Below are 16,524 nucleotides of genomic sequence, written 5' to 3' on the forward strand. Positions count from 1 at the left end.
ATAGTTATAGATTAAGATCTGAGGCCGAATTATCCATCTTTCAGTGGATAGAAACTTGGTACAATAATAAACGAAGACATTCCTTTTTAGGGAACAAAACAATTAAAGAATTTGAATTAGATATGTATAACCTTGAACTAGCGGCATAGTCATTCAACTAATTGTCCAGTTTTTTGTTGAAAGTCCAAATAATTTAACTTCAATAAAACATACAGGACAGTACAGGACAGTTGTTGTGCGTAAAATCTTTTAATTTAGGCAGATATTATAATACAACATGCATCTCTCAGCATAAATTAGAATATAAAAACACTTATGTTTAGAGATAAAACTGTATCAACTTTTCTTTGCTTAGAAACAAAGCAGTTTTTAACAATTCTCTTACTTATAGTTTTATTAGTTGCCATTCCTCAAATAAATCTAACAGATTATCCTCAATCTACAATTACCAGTAAGTTTATTGTGATTATATATAGTTGTATTGGTTTATTTGGCTTTTCCATTTTCTGGATTTTAAAATCGAAAGTAACTCACTTATCATTATCTAATATAGATTTGGTTTTAGTAGTCTTAGTTATTTATATCGTAATTAATAGATATTTATTTCAAACAGATTATGGTTTTTCCATTCGTTTTATAGAATTATTAGGGCTTGTTTTTTTGTATGTAATTTTCAGAACTATAAATGTTAAGCTGTTTTATTGGTTGCTGTTGGCTATTGTAACCTCTGGCATTATTCAAGCTATTTATGGTAATTTGCAATTATTAGGGTATTATCCATCTAACCATTTAGGGTTTAAATTAACAGGAAGTTTTTTTAATCCTGGTCCTTATGCAGGCTTTCTTGTTTCTGTTTTTCCAATAGCTTTAGGTTTATATCTTTTTAGAGAGAAAGTAATCAGTCATGTAAGAATAGATATAAAGAATAAAAGCTTTTTACATCTTAATACTATTATTAAGCATGCTGTGAGGTATATTCCGTTAATTGGCATAATAAGTATTATTCTAGTTATTCCAGCAACACAGTCTAGAGCATCTTGGTTGGCAATTATAATAAGTAGTAGCCTAATGTTTGAACAACGGTATAAAATTCTCAACAAACTATTTAATCGCTTATCTAAACTAAAACAAGTAGTATTAGAAACTAGCATAATATTAATTATAGGAATAAGCTTATTAGGCGTTTATCATTTTAAAAAAGGGTCTTCAGACGGACGTTTATTTATTTGGAAAGTTTCAACAAAAATGATAAACGACAACCCCCTTTTTGGTGTAGGTTTTGATCGCTTTAAGGCGCATTATATGAACTATCAAGCTAATTACTTTTCAGAGCATGGAGAAACTCAAGAAGCTTTGGTTGCTGATAATACGTATTATGCCTTTAATGAGTTTATTCAATTTATAACCGAACAGGGAGTCTTTGGTTTTATCATATTGATACTAATTTTATACTTCATTATAAGAACACCTGCAAGAAAAGAAAATAAGTATTTAAACATCATTTTTAAAATAAACCTATTGCCCATTGGGGTCTTTGCTTTTTTTTCATATCCAATGGAAATCCTGCCTATTAAACTTATTATGGTTGTGTTATTGTCAGGTTTAGCTCTGTTAGACCAAAACAAAATAAAGCGATTTCAAACTTTTAAAATTAATACTTCTATAAAACTTGCTTTAAAAACATCAATACTAGTAGGTCTTCTATTAATCACTGTTTTTAGTTTTAACCATGTAAATAGATTAGATACCAGCTTTAAAAATTGGAAATTAGCGCAAAACAATTATCAATATGGTGATTATAAAAGTGCTATACAAGAATATGAAGAAGCATATCCAGAATTAAAAAACAATGGCGAGTTTTTAATGAATTATGGTAAAGCACTATCCATTTACAAACAAGACAAAAAAGCTATTGAAATTTTAGAACAAGCCAAAAGGCATCTAAATACCACCATTATAGAAACAGCTATCGGTGACGCTTACAAATCTAGTAAAAAATACAAAAAGGCAGAATTTGCATATACAAAAGCGTACAATATGGTCCCTGTGCGTTTTTACCCTGTGTATTTATTAGCAAAATTATATGACGAAAGTAACCAAAAGGAAAAAGCGATAGATATTGCTAATAAAGTATTGCAAAAAGAAATAAAAGTACCATCTACTGCCATTAAAGAAATACAATTAGAAATGAAGAAAATAATTAACTAAAAATAGAATAATGACCTACCACCAAAAAAAAAAAAAAGGAAAAACATTTGTTGTATTTAATTGAACAGAAACGCTTATGTAGATTAGAAAAAGTAGCAGAGGATTATGGTTGTAGTATTAGAACAGTAAAGAGAATGCTAGAAAATCTTAGAAATGAAGGTAAAAGCATCGTGTATTGTAGAAAAAACAAAAAATATTTTATAGAAAAATAGCAAAGTGACAGAATTTGTCCCTGTGAGGTTTTAATTTTGAAAAATCAACAAAAAATATAAAACCTCTGAGCATATTAGGTTAAAAAATATAATCACAAATTGTTTAACTAAAAATTCATGCCAATGACATAAATAAAAATAACACCCAGAGGAAGTCTTTAATTTTTTTATTGACTAAATCGCTTATGAAGTCAAAAACGATTTAATATTCTGCAAAAGTAGTATTTCCTTTAAGACTTTTGAAAAAATATTAAATAAAAATCAATATAAAATTTTTAAAAATGAAAAAAATAATTTATTTAGCATTTATTGCATTATCTATTGTGTTTAATTCTTGCTCAGATAACCAAGAATTTAAAGACATTTATTATAATGGAGTTGAACCAAATTTTAGTGAATCTGATATTGAGCTAGGTAATCTTTTTGCTGAAAGTTTGAGCAAAACAACAAAAAAATTAAAGAATAACAACATTGATTTAAAAAACCGCTGGGCTGTACAAAAAGTTGCTAATGAGGTGACCACAGAAGTCATTGGTAATAAGTATGCTATCCCTCAAGAAGATATGCTTATTCTACAAGAAGAGAACATTGCTTTAAAGCAAATGAATAAAAACCCTACTACGAAGCAGACACTAACTACCATGCAACAACGTGCGCTTAATGCCATTGAACATGCACGTACCCACAGTAAATCGGCACTTGCATTTATGGATAAACTTGCTGCTATTAACCAAAGAGTTGACGACTTAGTTCCTGAAGGAGAAAGGGAGTTGTTACATCAAATAATTGCATTTGATTATTATGGTCTTAAAGTAATGAATAAACTCGTAAGAACTGGTTATATGCCTGGAAAGGCTGAATATAGGCCAAAAAAAATAAAAACAGGAACCACAATGGCTTTTAACAATACTAGTCTTTTAGATTTAACAAAAATAGCGCATGCCAATGGTGAAGTAGAGGTACTCGCTGAAATAGTGATAGTAGTTCCTGCTTATTCAGAGGGTGATGGAATTTCATGGTCAGACTGGTATCAACTTCAAGATGCCTATGGAAATTATTATGCAGATGAGGGGACCAATGATGATTATGACGACGATTATCAGAACACTAATTATTCTGAAGAAGAAGAAAGTTGGTGGAATGAATGGGGTGATAATTGGTATGACTGTATGCTAAGATCAGTTGGAGTTGATGCTGTTATTGAACTATTTAACGGAAAAGTTACAAAACAAGTAGCAAAAAAAGCTCTTAGAAAAATTTTGTCTAGAACTTTAGGGTGGGTTGGAGCTGGAATAGCAGTTTATGAGTTCGGAAGTTGTATGGAATGGTATTAAAAAGTTGAAATCCATGAGTTATAAATATAAAATGACAATACCAAGAAGAATTATGTTTCTAATATTTACTATAACAGGTATAATTCTTTTAATAATTAACTACGAGGTTATGAAATTATATGAAATACTCGGTAGTGTCTTGTTGATTGTTTTATTACTTTTTTTAATTTTTCCTCGTGATTTTAGAAAACAAAGGAAAACAAATCAATAAAGTAATATTAAAAGTTTTACGGGAAACAGCGGTTAATATAACCTAAAATTTAGTTTGTAATCCACCAGCACTTGGAGCTACACTGGCATCATCCTGTGTTACAGCAGGCTTATACTATGTTTCTGCCTCTGTTTCTGTAGGACTAGCTTGTGATGATATTTAAAAATGATAGACATGAAAAATTTTTGGCTGAAGTACCCGATTATATACTTGCTCCTATTCTGCTTATTAGCCGGATTCGCAGGAATTGATACTGGCTTTATTATTAAAAACGGTTTTCCTCAACAAAAAGGGATTATGTATTTAAAAATATTTCAAATAGTTATCGGTTTTACGCTCTCATTTCTTTTCTTATATACTTATGTGAAAATTAAAAACAAAAAAGGCAATGATTAAGAATTGTTGGTGTTATAACTGGAGCATTATATGCATTAGGTACTGCTGATGCATGTTAAAAAAACGAGACATGAAAAAAAATGAAAATAGACGAATAAGGATTATGTTTATAATTATGGGAATTCTGTTTTTTAGAAGTTTATTTTTATTTATAGAAAAAGGAATTCCGAACGGCTTTGATAATTGGAAATTTTATGTATCCCTATTAGGAACTGCTGGCTTTTTAGGTCTTTTTATTTTTTCTATTAAACAAATCATTAATAAATAATCACTTTCGAAAAAACTAGAGTATAAAAAATAGCAGCTAAGAGCTAAACTAAAACGTTTGTTCTTTTCTGCTATTTTTTTAAACTGACAACAGAAGAATTTCTAATTAACAATATGCTGAATTTAAGTCTTAAAACATCAATGACCAACTCACTAATCAATTAATTGATAATAATTGAAAACAATTAGCTTTACTAACATTAAGAACAAACATTATCTAATTTATTTTTTTTTGCTATTCATATTGATATCAGGAAAACTCTGGTTTTTTATATTTTTAGTAGTATTATGTTTAGTTTGTTTTTTAATCAACAAGTTCTTAACCCTGATTAAAAATAGTTATTGTAAAAAAGTACTTAAATTTATTTTAAGTATATTTTTTTTAGTGTTAGTAATATCGAGTTTTAAAACATTTGTTTTCGGAGTATTTAGAATCCCTAGTTCTTCTATGGAAGACACTTTATTTCCAAAAGACGTTATTATAGTTAACAAACTAAAATATGGCCCACGATTACCACGTTCGCCTTTTGATATACTTTTTATAAACATACCTTACTATTATAACGAAAATGCAAGAAAACGGTTTAACGAGTATTGGTGGCCCTATAAAAGATTTTCTGGTACAACCGCTATTAAAAAAGGCGATGTTATTGTTTTTAATTCTCTTTTAAGAAAAGACTTTATTTTAGTAAAACGATGTGTGGCTATTGCAGGGGATACTTTACATATAAAAAATGGCATAGTTTATAACAATGGTAAAATTTTTAAAGTTGAAGCCGCAAAATATAGATATAAATTTAAGGTAAAATATAAAACGGCTTTTGATAAGGCCATTGACTCTTTAAATTTGGGTCATATCAGATTCAGTATAATTCGCAAAAATAATTTTCTAAAAGCTAGGTTATCAAAAGATGAGGTGGAAAGGATTAAAAACTTAGAAAGCATTGAAAATTTCCAAATAAGTTTAGACCCTTTTAGACCCAAAAGAAAGTTTTTGGCAAAATTACCCAACAAAAACTGGACCTTCGATTCTATGGGGCCTTTTGTAATACCAAAAAAAGGCTTGAAAATTGATTTAAACTACGAAAACTATTTGTTATACAAGCAAACCATTAACAAATTTGAAAAAGGGAATCTAAAACATAATGAAGGTAAATTTTATGTTAACGGTAAAACAGCAACAACGTATACCTTTAAAAAAAACTATTATTTTATGATGGGTGATAATAGAAAAGCAAGTTCAGATTCTAGAGTATGGGGATTTTTGCCAGAAGAAAACATTATTGGCAAAGTACAATGTGTGTTGTTTTCGAATTATAAAAACAAATTTCAATGGAATCGTCTATTAAAAAGTATAGACTAAAAAACACGACCAAAAATGATATTTAAAAGATTAGGTATAGTATTTATTGTTAGTTTAACTTTTTGCTCTTGTAGTAAAGGAAACCTTCCAAAAGAAGTAAAACAAGCACTTTCATTAGCAGGAGAAAATAAAAGTGAGCTTTTAAAAGTAATTAATACATACAATAAGAATCCTAATGATAGTTTAAAGCTTAAATCTGCTTATTATTTGATAGCTAATATGCCATATCATTCTTTTAAAAAAGGTAATAAAGTTTTTGATGAAGCATTTGCATTAGCGGGCAAAGAACGTGAAAAGCAGATAAAAGAAAACCCAAGCGAAAAAAACCCAAAAGACTCTACATACACAAAACTGGGTTTGCTATTAGACTCAATATCAATAGCAAATCCATTATTAGATAAATCACCAGACTTACATTATGATTTAAAATTCGTAAATGCGCAATATCTTATTGATAATATTGAATTAGCTTTTATAGCTCATAAAAAAATGCCATTAAAGCTATGTGAAAACTTTGATGAGTTTTTATATTACGTCTTGCCTTATAGAGTTGGACAAGAACCAATTGAAGCAAATAAAAGAAAAGAATTACATGAAGAGTACTCATGGGTATATGATTCGTTAAAAACGAATTCTTTGGATGATGTGGTAGGGAAAATATATGACATCAATAGGTTTCGAGTGATATCAAAACGTCATCCTAATTATAATTACCCATATTCATTTTCTCAAATAAACCATATTAAGATTGCAGACTGTACAGATATAACTAATTATATCGTGTATATTCTTAGGGCATTAGGTATTCCAGCAGGTGTTGATTATACTACCAAGTTAGGAAATACAAATAGAAGTGGTGGGGCTCATACTTGGGTTTTTTATTTAAATAATGGCAATCAAAGAGCCTTGAACAGTGGTCCAGTCTATTTTGATTTAGAAAAAACGTTTAGGTTTAGTAGTACTCCTAAAGTGTATAGACGGCAATTTCATAAAAAACAAGAACCTGCATATGAAGTAACTCATTTATATAGAGATGTTTTTGACGTCGATATTCCTGCTATTTGGAATATAGATAAACTTAGTGATAGTAATATTTTTTTAGGAATTTATGATTCTAACAAAGACCTTTTCAAGGTAGCAACGGCTGAAAAGATTAATAATAACAGTGCCTTTTTTAAAAACATGGGGAACAATATTATTTACTTTCCTTATGTTGAAAGTCCTGAAAACCCAATTAATTACCCTTTTGAACTAACTAAGGATGGAAAGATTGTTTTTTTTAATAATAATGAAACTGTACTTGAGAAAGCAAAACTGTTAAGGAAATATCCGCCTTTTGGGATTAAATCAAAAAAGCAAAAATATAGAAGAATTGAAGATTTAAATGGGGCAATAATTCAAGGAGCAAATATTGATTCTGATACACATTACATTGATTTAGATTCAATTTCAAAATTCAAGAGTACACAGAGTATTAAATTTTATTTCAATACTCCGAAAAAGTATAAGTTTTTTAGGTTTAAAGCAAAGAAATATGGAAGAAAAGTTAGTATAGCTTCTTTCAAATTGCTAGATAATAAAAATGGTGAAGTTTTAAAAGATTGGGATAAATTGCTCATAAATAGTGAAGAGGAACCTGATGATTATACCAACATTATTGACAATAATCAGTTATCATATGTAGAAAGAAAATTTTTAACCATAACTTATTCCTTTAATAAACCTAAAGAAATTTTTGGTTTTGAAATTCAAGCTAGAAATGATGGGAATCACATTAATGTAGGAGACAACTACGAGTTACATTATTGGGATAAAAAATGGGTTTCTTTAGGAGAAAAAAAGGCTACAGATACTGTCTTAGTCTATAATTCAATACCCAAAAATCTATTGTATTTACTAAAAAATAATTCAAGAGGTAAAGAAGAATTTGTCTTTAAATTTGATGATGACGGCAATCAGTTTTGGGTAGGCTGTTCAGAATATGAAAATGATAAGTCTTTTTATAATTTGTAATGATTACAATTATAGATACAAATGCATTAACGCTGCGTAGCAGACCGATTCTTGTTTAATGACCCAAGTTCCAATTATCCTTATGAAAACAGATGCTTCTGGGATATTTTACATAATACTACATTATAGCTATCAAATGGAAACAATGGCTTAAACAACATAATGAACATTTGTACTATAATTTACATTATGTAAAATAGAAAATTTCAAAACCCCACTACCACTGTTAAAATAAGATTAAATATAATATAGTATTTTACAGAAGTTCGATCTTGTAGTATCTTTGTACTCCCAAAAATCTTGGATTGGACATGAAACCGAAACCAAAAAACAAATCTGAAAAATCACGATGGCAGTTACTGCACCAGTATTACAGCTATACGGGGTTTTATACGTTTGTTTGGCAAGCCGTTAAAAAAGCCTTGCCATATATTATCGGTATTGTGGTGGCGCTTTACGTAATCAATTATTTTTTTGATATCAATGCGGCATTAACCAGGCTCACCGAAATACTCCCGGCTTATGGCGTACTTAGTTTCTTTTTTGTTTCCGAAACGCTTTTGGGGCTTGTTCCACCAGAAATTTTTATTGCTTGGGCTGGAAAAATGTATGCGCCTTGGCTGTATTTAAGTCTGTTGGCACTGTTATCGTACAGCGGTGGTTTGTTATCCTATTGGATGGGACGCACCATTACCAAAATTCCATCGGTTCACAATTATTTGGAGCAAAAAATGGAGAAACAGTTAAAAAACTCCAAAAAATGGGGCGGTTTTTTAATTGTGGTTGGTGCCCTATTGCCACTACCCTTTTCCATTTCCTGTATTGCGGCGGGCATCATCAAATTTCCGTTTCGTAGTGTGATGCTTTACGGTTCGTTAAGGTTGCTGCGCTTCGTTATTTACGGCATCCTCATTTTCAATGTGGTTTAGCCATAGCCTAAAAAAGTCTTAAATCGTATCGCTATTTGGGTGTTGTGTTCTACTTTTGCACAAAACAAATCAACATGCTTTCATTTAAAAATATTTTCCGAATTGTAGCATTGCTGGAGGGCGTTTCGTATATCCTTTTGCTATTTATCGCTACCCCAATAAAATATATGGCCAACGACCCGCAATACGTTAAAATGTTGGGTATGCCACACGGTATTTTATTTATAGCCTATGTGGCTATGGCGTTTATGCTGAAAAACGACTACAAATGGAATAACCGCACATTTATGGTGGTTTTACTTGCCTCCATAATACCTTTCGGAACGTTTTATGTGGAAAAGAAATTTTTAAAACCTAACCGCAATGGATAGAATAAAACACTGGTTGTACGACTATTTAATTGAACTCGGCACTACTGAAGCCGCCGCCAAATATTTAAATATGTTGTTGCTATTGGTGGCCTTATTCATTCTTATTTTTATTGTCGATTTTATTGCTCGAAAACTGCTTATTGGTGTGTTTTCGCAATTTGCTTCAAAATCGAAGACCAATTTTGACGATTTGTTGGTAGCCAATAAAGCACCACGGAATATCGCACACATCGTTCCGTTGCTAATCGCTTTGGAATTTGTGCCCATCGTACTGGCCGATTTTGGTTACTACGAAAACATCGCCGAAAAAGGCTTAAAAGTATTTGGTGTTATTTTAATGCTATGGATAGCCCGTAGCTTACTCAATACCGTAAAAGATTATTTAAAAACCCTAAAGCAGTTTAAAGACAAGCCCATTGCCAGTTACATTCAGGTATTTATGATTTTTGCTTGGGTGGTTGGTATATTTTCGTGCTTGGCCATTATTACCGAAACCAATTTTATAAAATTCATCACCGGTTTGGGTGCCGCTTCAGCCGTGATTATTTTGGTGTTTAAAGACACGATTTTGGGCTTTGTGGCGAGTATTCAAGTCTCAATCAACGATATGGTACGCATTGGTGACTGGATTACCTTTGAAAAATATGGTGCCGATGGTGATGTTACAGAAATTACTTTGGCTACGGTTAAAGTCCAGAATTTCGATAAAACTATTACCACTATTCCAACCTATGCTTTAATTTCCGATTCGTTTAAAAATTGGCGAGGCATGACCACATCGGACGGCCGACGAATTAAAAGAGCGCTTTATATTAAACAGGATGGCGTAAAATACCTTTCGGAAAAAGATGTTGAAGAATTGAAAGATATACAATTAATCAGCTCGTATTTAGAAAGCCGTCAGTCTGACATTAATGCATTCAATACAGAACGAAACATCAATAAAGAGTTACTCATCAATGGTAGAAATTTGACCAATTTGGGCGTATTTAGAAAATACATTGATTCGTATTTAAAACAGCATTCGGCCATCAACAAAGATATGATGATTATGGCCAGGCAATTGGCGCCCACCACACAGGGTATTCCTTTGGAAATTTATGCCTTCAGTAGTGACAAACGTTGGGAAAATTACGAATATATCATGTCTGATATTTTCGACCATTTGATAGCCGCACTCCCCTACTTCGGTTTGGAAGTTTTTGAATTGCCTAGTAATTCCGTGTTTAAGGCCAATCACGCTTGATAAAAATATACTCTTGCAGAGGCGCTAAGTCGCAAAGAATACTTAAAATAAAACTAAGCATCTTTAATTTAAGAGTGGCGTCAGTTCGAGTGATTTTGAGGGACGATAAATTGTATCGAGAACTTTTCATGAAAATTCTATTCTCGATACAAATTTCACTCTTTCTATCGTGAAATTTACTCGAATTGACGAATTTTATAGAGATTAGATAAAACTTCGCGCCTTAGCGCCTTGGCGAGCCTTTCCCGAGAAATCAAAGCATTTTCACCATTTCAAAATCATCCATAACAAAGCCATGGCCAATGTCGATAACAATTGGTCCCACCAGTTTAAAGCCCAACTTTTTATAAACTTCAACAGATTGAACATTGTTTTTGTTTACGGTTAATCGGATGTGTGTTTTCCCAGAATCCTTTGCATGTTTTTCCACAAAATCCATAGCCTTTTTGCCTATTTTTTGTCCACGATAATGGGGCAACACATAAATCTTGCTTAAAAACAAGGCTGATTCTTCGGGTTTTATGGCTAAATAACCAACGGTTTCACTTTTATAAATCAACAGATAATATTCAAATCCGTCAGCTATTTGATTTTCAATGGCAGCTGCCGACTGGAATTTTTCCAGCATATAATCTACTTGGGCTTTTCCGATGATGGGAATATAATGGTCATTCCAAATCGTGTAGGCCAACACTTCAATGGTTTTATAGTGTTCCGTTGATTTTGCAAGGGATATTTCAATCATAATTCATTGATTAAGAGATTCCCGTTTTCACGGGAATTTGTCAAATCACATAAAAATAAATCATAAAAAAATGGCAAATCGCACCTGCTAAAACAAACAAATGCCAGATAACATGGTTAAACAGAATGCGCTCCACCACGTAAAAAACAATGCCCAAAGTATAGGCCATTCCACCAGCGAATAGTAACAAAATGCCATTACTGTGCATCACTTCTGATAGCTGACTAAAATCGAAAACAATCAGCCAGCCCATAACCAAATACAACAGCGTGGAAAAGACTTCAAACTTCCCGGTAAAAAACAACTTCAAAATAATACCAAACAAAGCAATACCCCAAACGGTGTAAAATAGCGTCCACCCTTTGCTGTTCAGTAGCGAAATAAGCAAAACGGGCGTGTAAGTACCGGCAATAAGGAAGTAAATACTAATGTGATCCAGGATTCTAAAAATATGTTTTCGGCTCTCATTTTTCGTAGCATGATAAAACGTAGAGGCGGTAAAAAGCACAATAATTGAGGTACCGTAAATAATAGCACTTAGCAGACTATGAGCCGTTTTGTGCGTATCGAATAAAATTAGCACCACCAAAGCCACAATGCCAAACAAGGCACCGATAGCGTGCGAAATGGCATTAAGTTTTTCCTCTAAGGGCGTTTGTTTGCGCATTTACTCTTGTTTTTTGTCATCTGAAAACACCCATTTGTTCGAGAGTTCGTAGAAATCGAATTTCAACGCCGGGGTTTGTTTTTCCAATAGGCCGCTCTGGAAATTACGCTGCAAAATATCCTCAATTAAATAGTCTTCCTCAACGTTTACGGGGTCGAACTCCCGTTTTAAAGAAATATCGAACATACTCGCTGTGGTATTGTACCAAAAGGCACGCCAACCGCTTCGGAGTTCTTTTACCAAATCGAAAGCCGTGGTGCCCGTTTGACGATGAATTAACTTCACGAGAATTTGCCCTTCGGTACGGGTCATTTTCTTGAGTTCTTCAGAAAACTCCCCTTCAATATATTTTTGAACAATTCGGGTATACCGTTTTTTATCACGATTACGTTTTAGTTGCGCCATACGTTGGTTCATCGAATCCAATCGTTCGGCAGCCAATTTAGCATACGGATATACTTTTAGGGTTTTTCGGCGTAAAATTAAATAGCGGATGCGATCTTCCCTACTGTCGAATTTCAGTTTGTGCAACAACATTACCTGATCTAGATCAATTGCTGTTCTCGGCACCGAATCGCCCTCAATAATTAGGTAGTCCACATCGGTTGAATCGGTTTCAAATTCATTTACCTGAGCTGCCAATACTGTGGGGATTAGTAGAAATATAAATCTTAAATAATTCATCTGTAAAACATTGGAGCATTTAGTATGCCAAAATTAAGAATTTACAGAGTGTAAAACATTTTTTTTCTGTGGATATTACTATTTTAGTGCAAAACTTTAATATATGGCGAAGAAGAGCATACTGAACAAAAAGTCGATGGATTTTTTGGAAAAATATTTAAATAATGCCTCTCCTACAGGATACGAATGGACGGGGCAAAAACTGTGGATGGATTACCTGAAACCCTACGTAGATGAATTTATTACCGATACCTACGGAACGGCTGTGGGTGTAATAAACCCCGAAGCCAAATACAAAGTGGTGATTGAAGGGCATGCTGATGAGATTTCGTGGTATGTGAATTATATCTCGGACAACGGACTCATTTACGTGATTAGAAATGGCGGGAGCGACCACCAAATTGCTCCGAGTAAAGTAGTGAACATCCATACTAAAAACGGTATTGTAAAAGGTGTTTTTGGATGGCCGGCTATTCACACACGCGATAAATCGAAGGAAGAGGCTCCAAAACCCGATAATATTTTTATCGACTGTGGTTGTGCCAATAAAGAAGAAGTTGAAAAATTGGGCGTGCACGTGGGCTGCGTGATTACCTACCCAGATGAATTCCATATTCTAAACGAAGATAAATTGGTTTGTCGTGCCATTGATAACCGAATGGGCGGATTTATGATTGCCGAGGTGGCCCGTTTATTGAAAGAAAACAAAAAGGAGTTGCCTTTCGGACTTTACATTACTAATGCGGTACAGGAAGAAATTGGTTTACGTGGTGCCGAAATGATTACCCAAACCATTAAACCCAACGTGGCCATTGTTACCGATGTAACCCACGATACCACTACCCCAATGATTGAACAGAAAAAAGAGGGGCTTTTAGAAATGGGTAAAGGCCCAGTGGTGGCATACGCGCCTGCTGTTCAGCAGAAATTACGCGATTTAATTACCGATACGGCCGAAAAGAAAAAGATTCCGTTCCAACGCTCGGCACTATCGAGAGCTACAGGAACCGATACCGATGCCTTTGCATACAGTAACGGTGGCGTGGCTTCAGCATTAATCTCCCTGCCGTTGCGCTACATGCACACCACGGTAGAAATGGTGCACAAAGACGATGTTGAAAACGTGATTAAACTGATTTACGAAACACTACTTCAAATAAAAGCTGGCGATACGTTTAGCTATTTTGAGTAAACCAAAAATTTAAGCGTCATTGCGAGAAGAGCCTGTGCTGAGCGGAGTCAAAGTGAAACAATCTCAACATTAAGAACTATCATTAAACAGATTACTTCAGTCATTCTTCCTTCGTAATGACGCTTTTAATTCAACTATGGACGAATACATCGACATTGCAGACAAACACGGTAACCTTTTGGGACGTTCCGAATTAAAATCGGTAATCCACCAAAAAGGCTATTACCACCACACGGCACATATTTGGTTGTACACCGAAACAGGAGAAATCCTATTGTCGCAACGTTCTGCCCAAAAATTGATTTGCCCGTTGATGTGGGATGTTTCGGTGGCTGGACATATTGATGCCGGCGAAACCCCAAAACAAGCCGCTATTCGAGAAACCAAAGAGGAAATAGGATTGGATTTATCTGCATCCGATTTAAAAAAGATTGGCGTTTTTGAGTGTTTTCAATCCTATGAAAGTGGCATTCAGGACAACGAATTCCATAATACTTTTATAGCTGAATTAAAGTTGTCTCTTTCAAAATTAATTCCGCAAGTCGGCGAAGTTGACGCTCTTAAATTGGTAACAATTGATGAGTTTCAATCTTTGATAGATACCATTTCCGAAGACAACAATCATTTTGTGCCTTCAAACAAAAGTTACTACCAATTGGTGCTAAATCAAATAAAACAAGCACTTTAAGGTACCTTATTGAATCTACACTTTAAATCCTTATATTTACTCATACCAACATGTAAACTATGAGTAAAAACTTTAAGGCTACCGTAAATAGCGCTTTTCATTTTAATATTTCAGAAAGCGATGTTTCAAATTTAGATGCCCTTGAGACTTCAAAAACGAGCTATCACATTCTTCATCAAAATAAACCTTACGAAGCTAAAATCGTTTCATCTCATTTCAATGGGAAGTCTTACCGAATCCGCATTAACAACAACAATTATCATGTCCAAATCAACGACGACTTAGATGTGATGATAAAAGACATGGGCTTTACGGCTCGTGCATCAAAATTAGTTGATGTCATTAAAGCCCCCATGCCTGGACTTATCTTAGAAATACAGGTTGACGTGGGCCAAACGGTTAAGGAAAACGACCCACTTTTGATATTGGAAGCCATGAAAATGGAAAACAGTATGGTATCACCCAGAGATGGTGTTATTAAATCTATCGTCATAAAACCGGGTGATGCCGTTGATAAAAATCAGTTGTTAATTGAGTTTGAAGCATAAAATCTATGAAAAAGATACTTGTAGCCAATCGCGGTGAAATCGCTTTACGGGTAATGAAAACCGCACAAACGATGGGCATAAAAACGGTGGCTGTTTATTCTGTGGCCGATAGAAATGCACCACATGTAAAATTCGCCGATGAAGCCGTTTACATTGGTGCAGCGCCTTCTGGCGAGTCGTACCTTAAAGGCGATAAAATCATTGAAGTCGCTAAAAAAATGAAGGTCGATGGCATTCACCCTGGTTATGGTTTTTTGAGTGAAAATGCTGCTTTCGCTGAACTTTGCGAAGCCAATAACCTTGTTTTTATCGGTCCGCGTTCCAAGGCCATAAAAATAATGGGGAGCAAATTGGCGGCCAAGGAAGCTGTAAAACAATACAATATTCCCATGGTGCCGGGCATTGATGAAGCCATTACCGATGTTGAAAAAGCCAAATCCATTGCCAACCAAATTGGTTTTCCTATTTTGATAAAAGCTTCGGCAGGCGGCGGCGGAAAAGGTATGCGTATTGTTGAAAAGGAAAGCGATTTGGAATCTCAAATGAAGCGAGCCATCAGCGAGGCAGAATCGGCTTTTGGTGATGGTTCGGTATTTATTGAAAAATATGTGAGTTCGCCTCGACATATCGAAATTCAAGTATTGGCCGATAGCCATGGCAATTACCTGCATTTTTTTGAACGGGAATGCAGTATTCAGCGACGCCATCAAAAGGTGGTGGAAGAAGCGCCCTCCTCTATTTTAACGCCCGAATTACGTCATAAAATGGGCGAAGCGGCGATTAAAGTGGCTAAATCCTGTGATTATTTGGGCGCCGGAACGGTAGAATTTTTATTGGATGCCGACCACAATTTTTACTTTTTGGAAATGAATACCCGTTTGCAGGTGGAGCATCCCGTTACCGAATTAATCACAGGTATAGATTTGGTGGAGCAACAAATTAAAATAGCTCGCGGTGAAGTGCTTCAAATTAAACAAAACGATTTAAAAATTAACGGCCACGCGTTGGAATTGCGGGTTTATGCCGAAGATCCACTCAATGATTTTCTGCCTAGTGTAGGTAAACTGAACACTTATAAAGTCCCAACGGGCAAAGGCATTCGCGTAGATAATGGTTTTGAGGAAAATATGGAGGTGCCCATTTATTACGACCCCATGCTTTCTAAGTTGGTAACCCATGGGAAAACGCGCGAAGAGGCCATTCAACTGATGATTGAAGCTATTGAAAATTATCAAATTGAAGGCGTTGAAACTACCCTTGCATTCGGGAAATATGTTTGTAAACATGAAGCCTTCCGAAGTGGAAATTTCGACACGCATTTCGTCAAACAGCATTATTCCCCCGAAACAATAAAACAAAGGCAAGAAACCGAAGCCCGAATGGCTGCACTAATTGCAGTAAAACAATACCTTAAAGACCAAAAACTTTTACGTTTACCAAATCACTAACT

The 16,524-nt window shown here is 34.1% G+C and carries 17 protein-coding genes and 1 pseudogene; 15 read left to right on the forward strand and 3 right to left on the reverse strand.

Annotation, left to right across the window (positions count from 1 at the left end):
- From HC176_RS14155 to HC176_RS14205, 11 genes and pseudogenes are all read left to right on the forward strand, one after another.
- Window positions 1–149 (forward strand): annotated as a pseudogene (locus HC176_RS14155) (IS3-like element ISLbl1 family transposase); the annotation flags it as partial.
- A gap of 166 nt (window positions 150–315) precedes the next feature.
- Complete coding sequence (locus HC176_RS14160) at window positions 316–2,208, forward strand: O-antigen ligase family protein (protein ID WP_167919397.1); 1,893 nt, start codon at window positions 316–318, stop codon at window positions 2,206–2,208.
- A 50-nt stretch (window positions 2,209–2,258) separates the two neighbouring features.
- Entirely contained in the window at window positions 2,259–2,420 is a 162-nt protein-coding gene (locus HC176_RS20360; protein WP_167919399.1) for a hypothetical protein, read from the forward strand.
- A gap of 281 nt (window positions 2,421–2,701) precedes the next feature.
- The gene (locus tag HC176_RS14170) at window positions 2,702–3,754 is read left to right on the forward strand and encodes a hypothetical protein (RefSeq protein ID WP_167919401.1); all 1,053 of its coding nucleotides are present in this window, start codon (window positions 2,702–2,704) and stop codon (window positions 3,752–3,754) included.
- Between the two features lie 385 nt (window positions 3,755–4,139).
- Complete coding sequence (locus HC176_RS14175; RefSeq protein WP_167919403.1) at window positions 4,140–4,361, forward strand: hypothetical protein; 222 nt, start codon at window positions 4,140–4,142, stop codon at window positions 4,359–4,361.
- Between the two features lie 70 nt (window positions 4,362–4,431).
- Window positions 4,432–4,629 (forward strand): hypothetical protein, encoded by a 198-nt coding sequence (locus tag HC176_RS14180; RefSeq protein ID WP_167919405.1) that lies wholly within the window; start codon window positions 4,432–4,434, stop codon window positions 4,627–4,629.
- Window positions 4,630–4,872: 243 nt separating this feature from the next.
- Window positions 4,873–5,991: a signal peptidase I gene (lepB, locus tag HC176_RS14185; protein WP_209309721.1), complete on the forward strand. Its 1,119-nt coding sequence runs from the start codon at window positions 4,873–4,875 to the stop codon at window positions 5,989–5,991.
- A gap of 15 nt (window positions 5,992–6,006) precedes the next feature.
- Entirely contained in the window at window positions 6,007–8,004 is a 1,998-nt protein-coding gene (locus HC176_RS14190) for a transglutaminase domain-containing protein (RefSeq protein ID WP_167919409.1), read from the forward strand.
- A 311-nt stretch (window positions 8,005–8,315) separates the two neighbouring features.
- Window positions 8,316–8,933 (forward strand): YqaA family protein, encoded by a 618-nt coding sequence (locus HC176_RS14195; RefSeq protein WP_167919411.1) that lies wholly within the window; start codon window positions 8,316–8,318, stop codon window positions 8,931–8,933.
- A gap of 74 nt (window positions 8,934–9,007) precedes the next feature.
- Window positions 9,008–9,304, forward strand: coding sequence for a DUF3817 domain-containing protein (locus HC176_RS14200; RefSeq protein ID WP_167919413.1), 297 nt, complete (start codon window positions 9,008–9,010; stop codon window positions 9,302–9,304).
- Window positions 9,297–10,550, forward strand: a complete 1,254-nt coding sequence (locus tag HC176_RS14205) for a mechanosensitive ion channel family protein (protein ID WP_167919415.1) — start codon at window positions 9,297–9,299, stop codon at window positions 10,548–10,550. Before HC176_RS14200 ends, HC176_RS14205 begins: the two co-directional genes overlap by 8 nt.
- Window positions 10,551–10,803: 253 nt before the next feature.
- On the opposite strand, the gene HC176_RS14210 is transcribed toward HC176_RS14205, so the two are convergent.
- The 3 genes from HC176_RS14210 to HC176_RS14220 are packed head-to-tail and all read right to left on the reverse strand — an operon-like array spanning window position 10,804 to window position 12,646.
- Window positions 10,804–11,295, reverse strand: coding sequence for a GNAT family N-acetyltransferase (locus tag HC176_RS14210; protein ID WP_167919417.1), 492 nt, complete (start codon window positions 11,293–11,295; stop codon window positions 10,804–10,806).
- A 40-nt stretch (window positions 11,296–11,335) separates the two neighbouring features.
- A complete protein-coding gene (gene trhA, locus HC176_RS14215) occupies window positions 11,336–11,962 on the reverse strand; it encodes a PAQR family membrane homeostasis protein TrhA (protein ID WP_167919419.1) in 627 nt (208 codons plus the stop codon).
- Window positions 11,963–12,646, reverse strand: a complete 684-nt coding sequence (locus HC176_RS14220; protein ID WP_167919421.1) for a DUF4294 domain-containing protein — start codon at window positions 12,644–12,646, stop codon at window positions 11,963–11,965.
- Window positions 12,647–12,749: 103 nt separating this feature from the next.
- Between HC176_RS14220 and HC176_RS14225 the strand changes: the two genes are divergently transcribed.
- The 4 genes from HC176_RS14225 to accC all read left to right on the forward strand — a co-directional run bounded on the left by HC176_RS14225 (window position 12,750) and on the right by accC (window position 16,522).
- The gene (locus HC176_RS14225; RefSeq protein ID WP_167919423.1) at window positions 12,750–13,838 is read left to right on the forward strand and encodes a M42 family metallopeptidase; all 1,089 of its coding nucleotides are present in this window, start codon (window positions 12,750–12,752) and stop codon (window positions 13,836–13,838) included.
- A gap of 136 nt (window positions 13,839–13,974) precedes the next feature.
- A complete protein-coding gene (locus tag HC176_RS14230) occupies window positions 13,975–14,526 on the forward strand; it encodes an NUDIX hydrolase (RefSeq protein WP_167919425.1) in 552 nt (183 codons plus the stop codon).
- A gap of 59 nt (window positions 14,527–14,585) precedes the next feature.
- Complete coding sequence (locus tag HC176_RS14235) at window positions 14,586–15,074, forward strand: biotin/lipoyl-containing protein (RefSeq protein ID WP_167919427.1); 489 nt, start codon at window positions 14,586–14,588, stop codon at window positions 15,072–15,074.
- A gap of 5 nt (window positions 15,075–15,079) precedes the next feature.
- Entirely contained in the window at window positions 15,080–16,522 is a 1,443-nt protein-coding gene (gene accC / locus HC176_RS14240; RefSeq protein ID WP_167919429.1) for an acetyl-CoA carboxylase biotin carboxylase subunit, read from the forward strand.
- Window positions 16,523–16,524 lie beyond the last annotated feature (2 nt).

The sequence above is a fragment of the Tamlana crocina genome, assembly GCF_012037625.1.

What these genes read in the sequence shown, in the direction of transcription:
- HC176_RS14225 (WP_167919423.1), top strand. Translation starts at nt 12,750, where the DNA reads ATGGCGAAGAAGAGCATACTGAACAAAAAGTCGATGGATTTTTTGGAA.
- HC176_RS14235 (WP_167919427.1), top strand. Translation starts at nt 14,586, where the DNA reads ATGAGTAAAAACTTTAAGGCTACCGTAAATAGCGCTTTTCATTTTAAT.
- HC176_RS14210 (WP_167919417.1), bottom strand. Translation starts at nt 11,295, where the DNA reads ATGATTGAAATATCCCTTGCAAAATCAACGGAACACTATAAAACCATT.
- HC176_RS14230 (WP_167919425.1), top strand. Translation starts at nt 13,975, where the DNA reads ATGGACGAATACATCGACATTGCAGACAAACACGGTAACCTTTTGGGA.
- HC176_RS14160 (WP_167919397.1), top strand. Translation starts at nt 316, where the DNA reads ATGTTTAGAGATAAAACTGTATCAACTTTTCTTTGCTTAGAAACAAAG.
- HC176_RS14175 (WP_167919403.1), top strand. Translation starts at nt 4,140, where the DNA reads ATGAAAAATTTTTGGCTGAAGTACCCGATTATATACTTGCTCCTATTC.
- HC176_RS14205 (WP_167919415.1), top strand. Translation starts at nt 9,297, where the DNA reads ATGGATAGAATAAAACACTGGTTGTACGACTATTTAATTGAACTCGGC.
- HC176_RS14195 (WP_167919411.1), top strand. Translation starts at nt 8,316, where the DNA reads ATGAAACCGAAACCAAAAAACAAATCTGAAAAATCACGATGGCAGTTA.
- trhA (WP_167919419.1), bottom strand. Translation starts at nt 11,962, where the DNA reads ATGCGCAAACAAACGCCCTTAGAGGAAAAACTTAATGCCATTTCGCAC.
- HC176_RS14180 (WP_167919405.1), top strand. Translation starts at nt 4,432, where the DNA reads ATGAAAAAAAATGAAAATAGACGAATAAGGATTATGTTTATAATTATG.
- HC176_RS14170 (WP_167919401.1), top strand. Translation starts at nt 2,702, where the DNA reads ATGAAAAAAATAATTTATTTAGCATTTATTGCATTATCTATTGTGTTT.
- HC176_RS14220 (WP_167919421.1), bottom strand. Translation starts at nt 12,646, where the DNA reads ATGAATTATTTAAGATTTATATTTCTACTAATCCCCACAGTATTGGCA.
- HC176_RS14200 (WP_167919413.1), top strand. Translation starts at nt 9,008, where the DNA reads ATGCTTTCATTTAAAAATATTTTCCGAATTGTAGCATTGCTGGAGGGC.
- HC176_RS14190 (WP_167919409.1), top strand. Translation starts at nt 6,007, where the DNA reads ATGATATTTAAAAGATTAGGTATAGTATTTATTGTTAGTTTAACTTTT.
- accC (WP_167919429.1), top strand. Translation starts at nt 15,080, where the DNA reads ATGAAAAAGATACTTGTAGCCAATCGCGGTGAAATCGCTTTACGGGTA.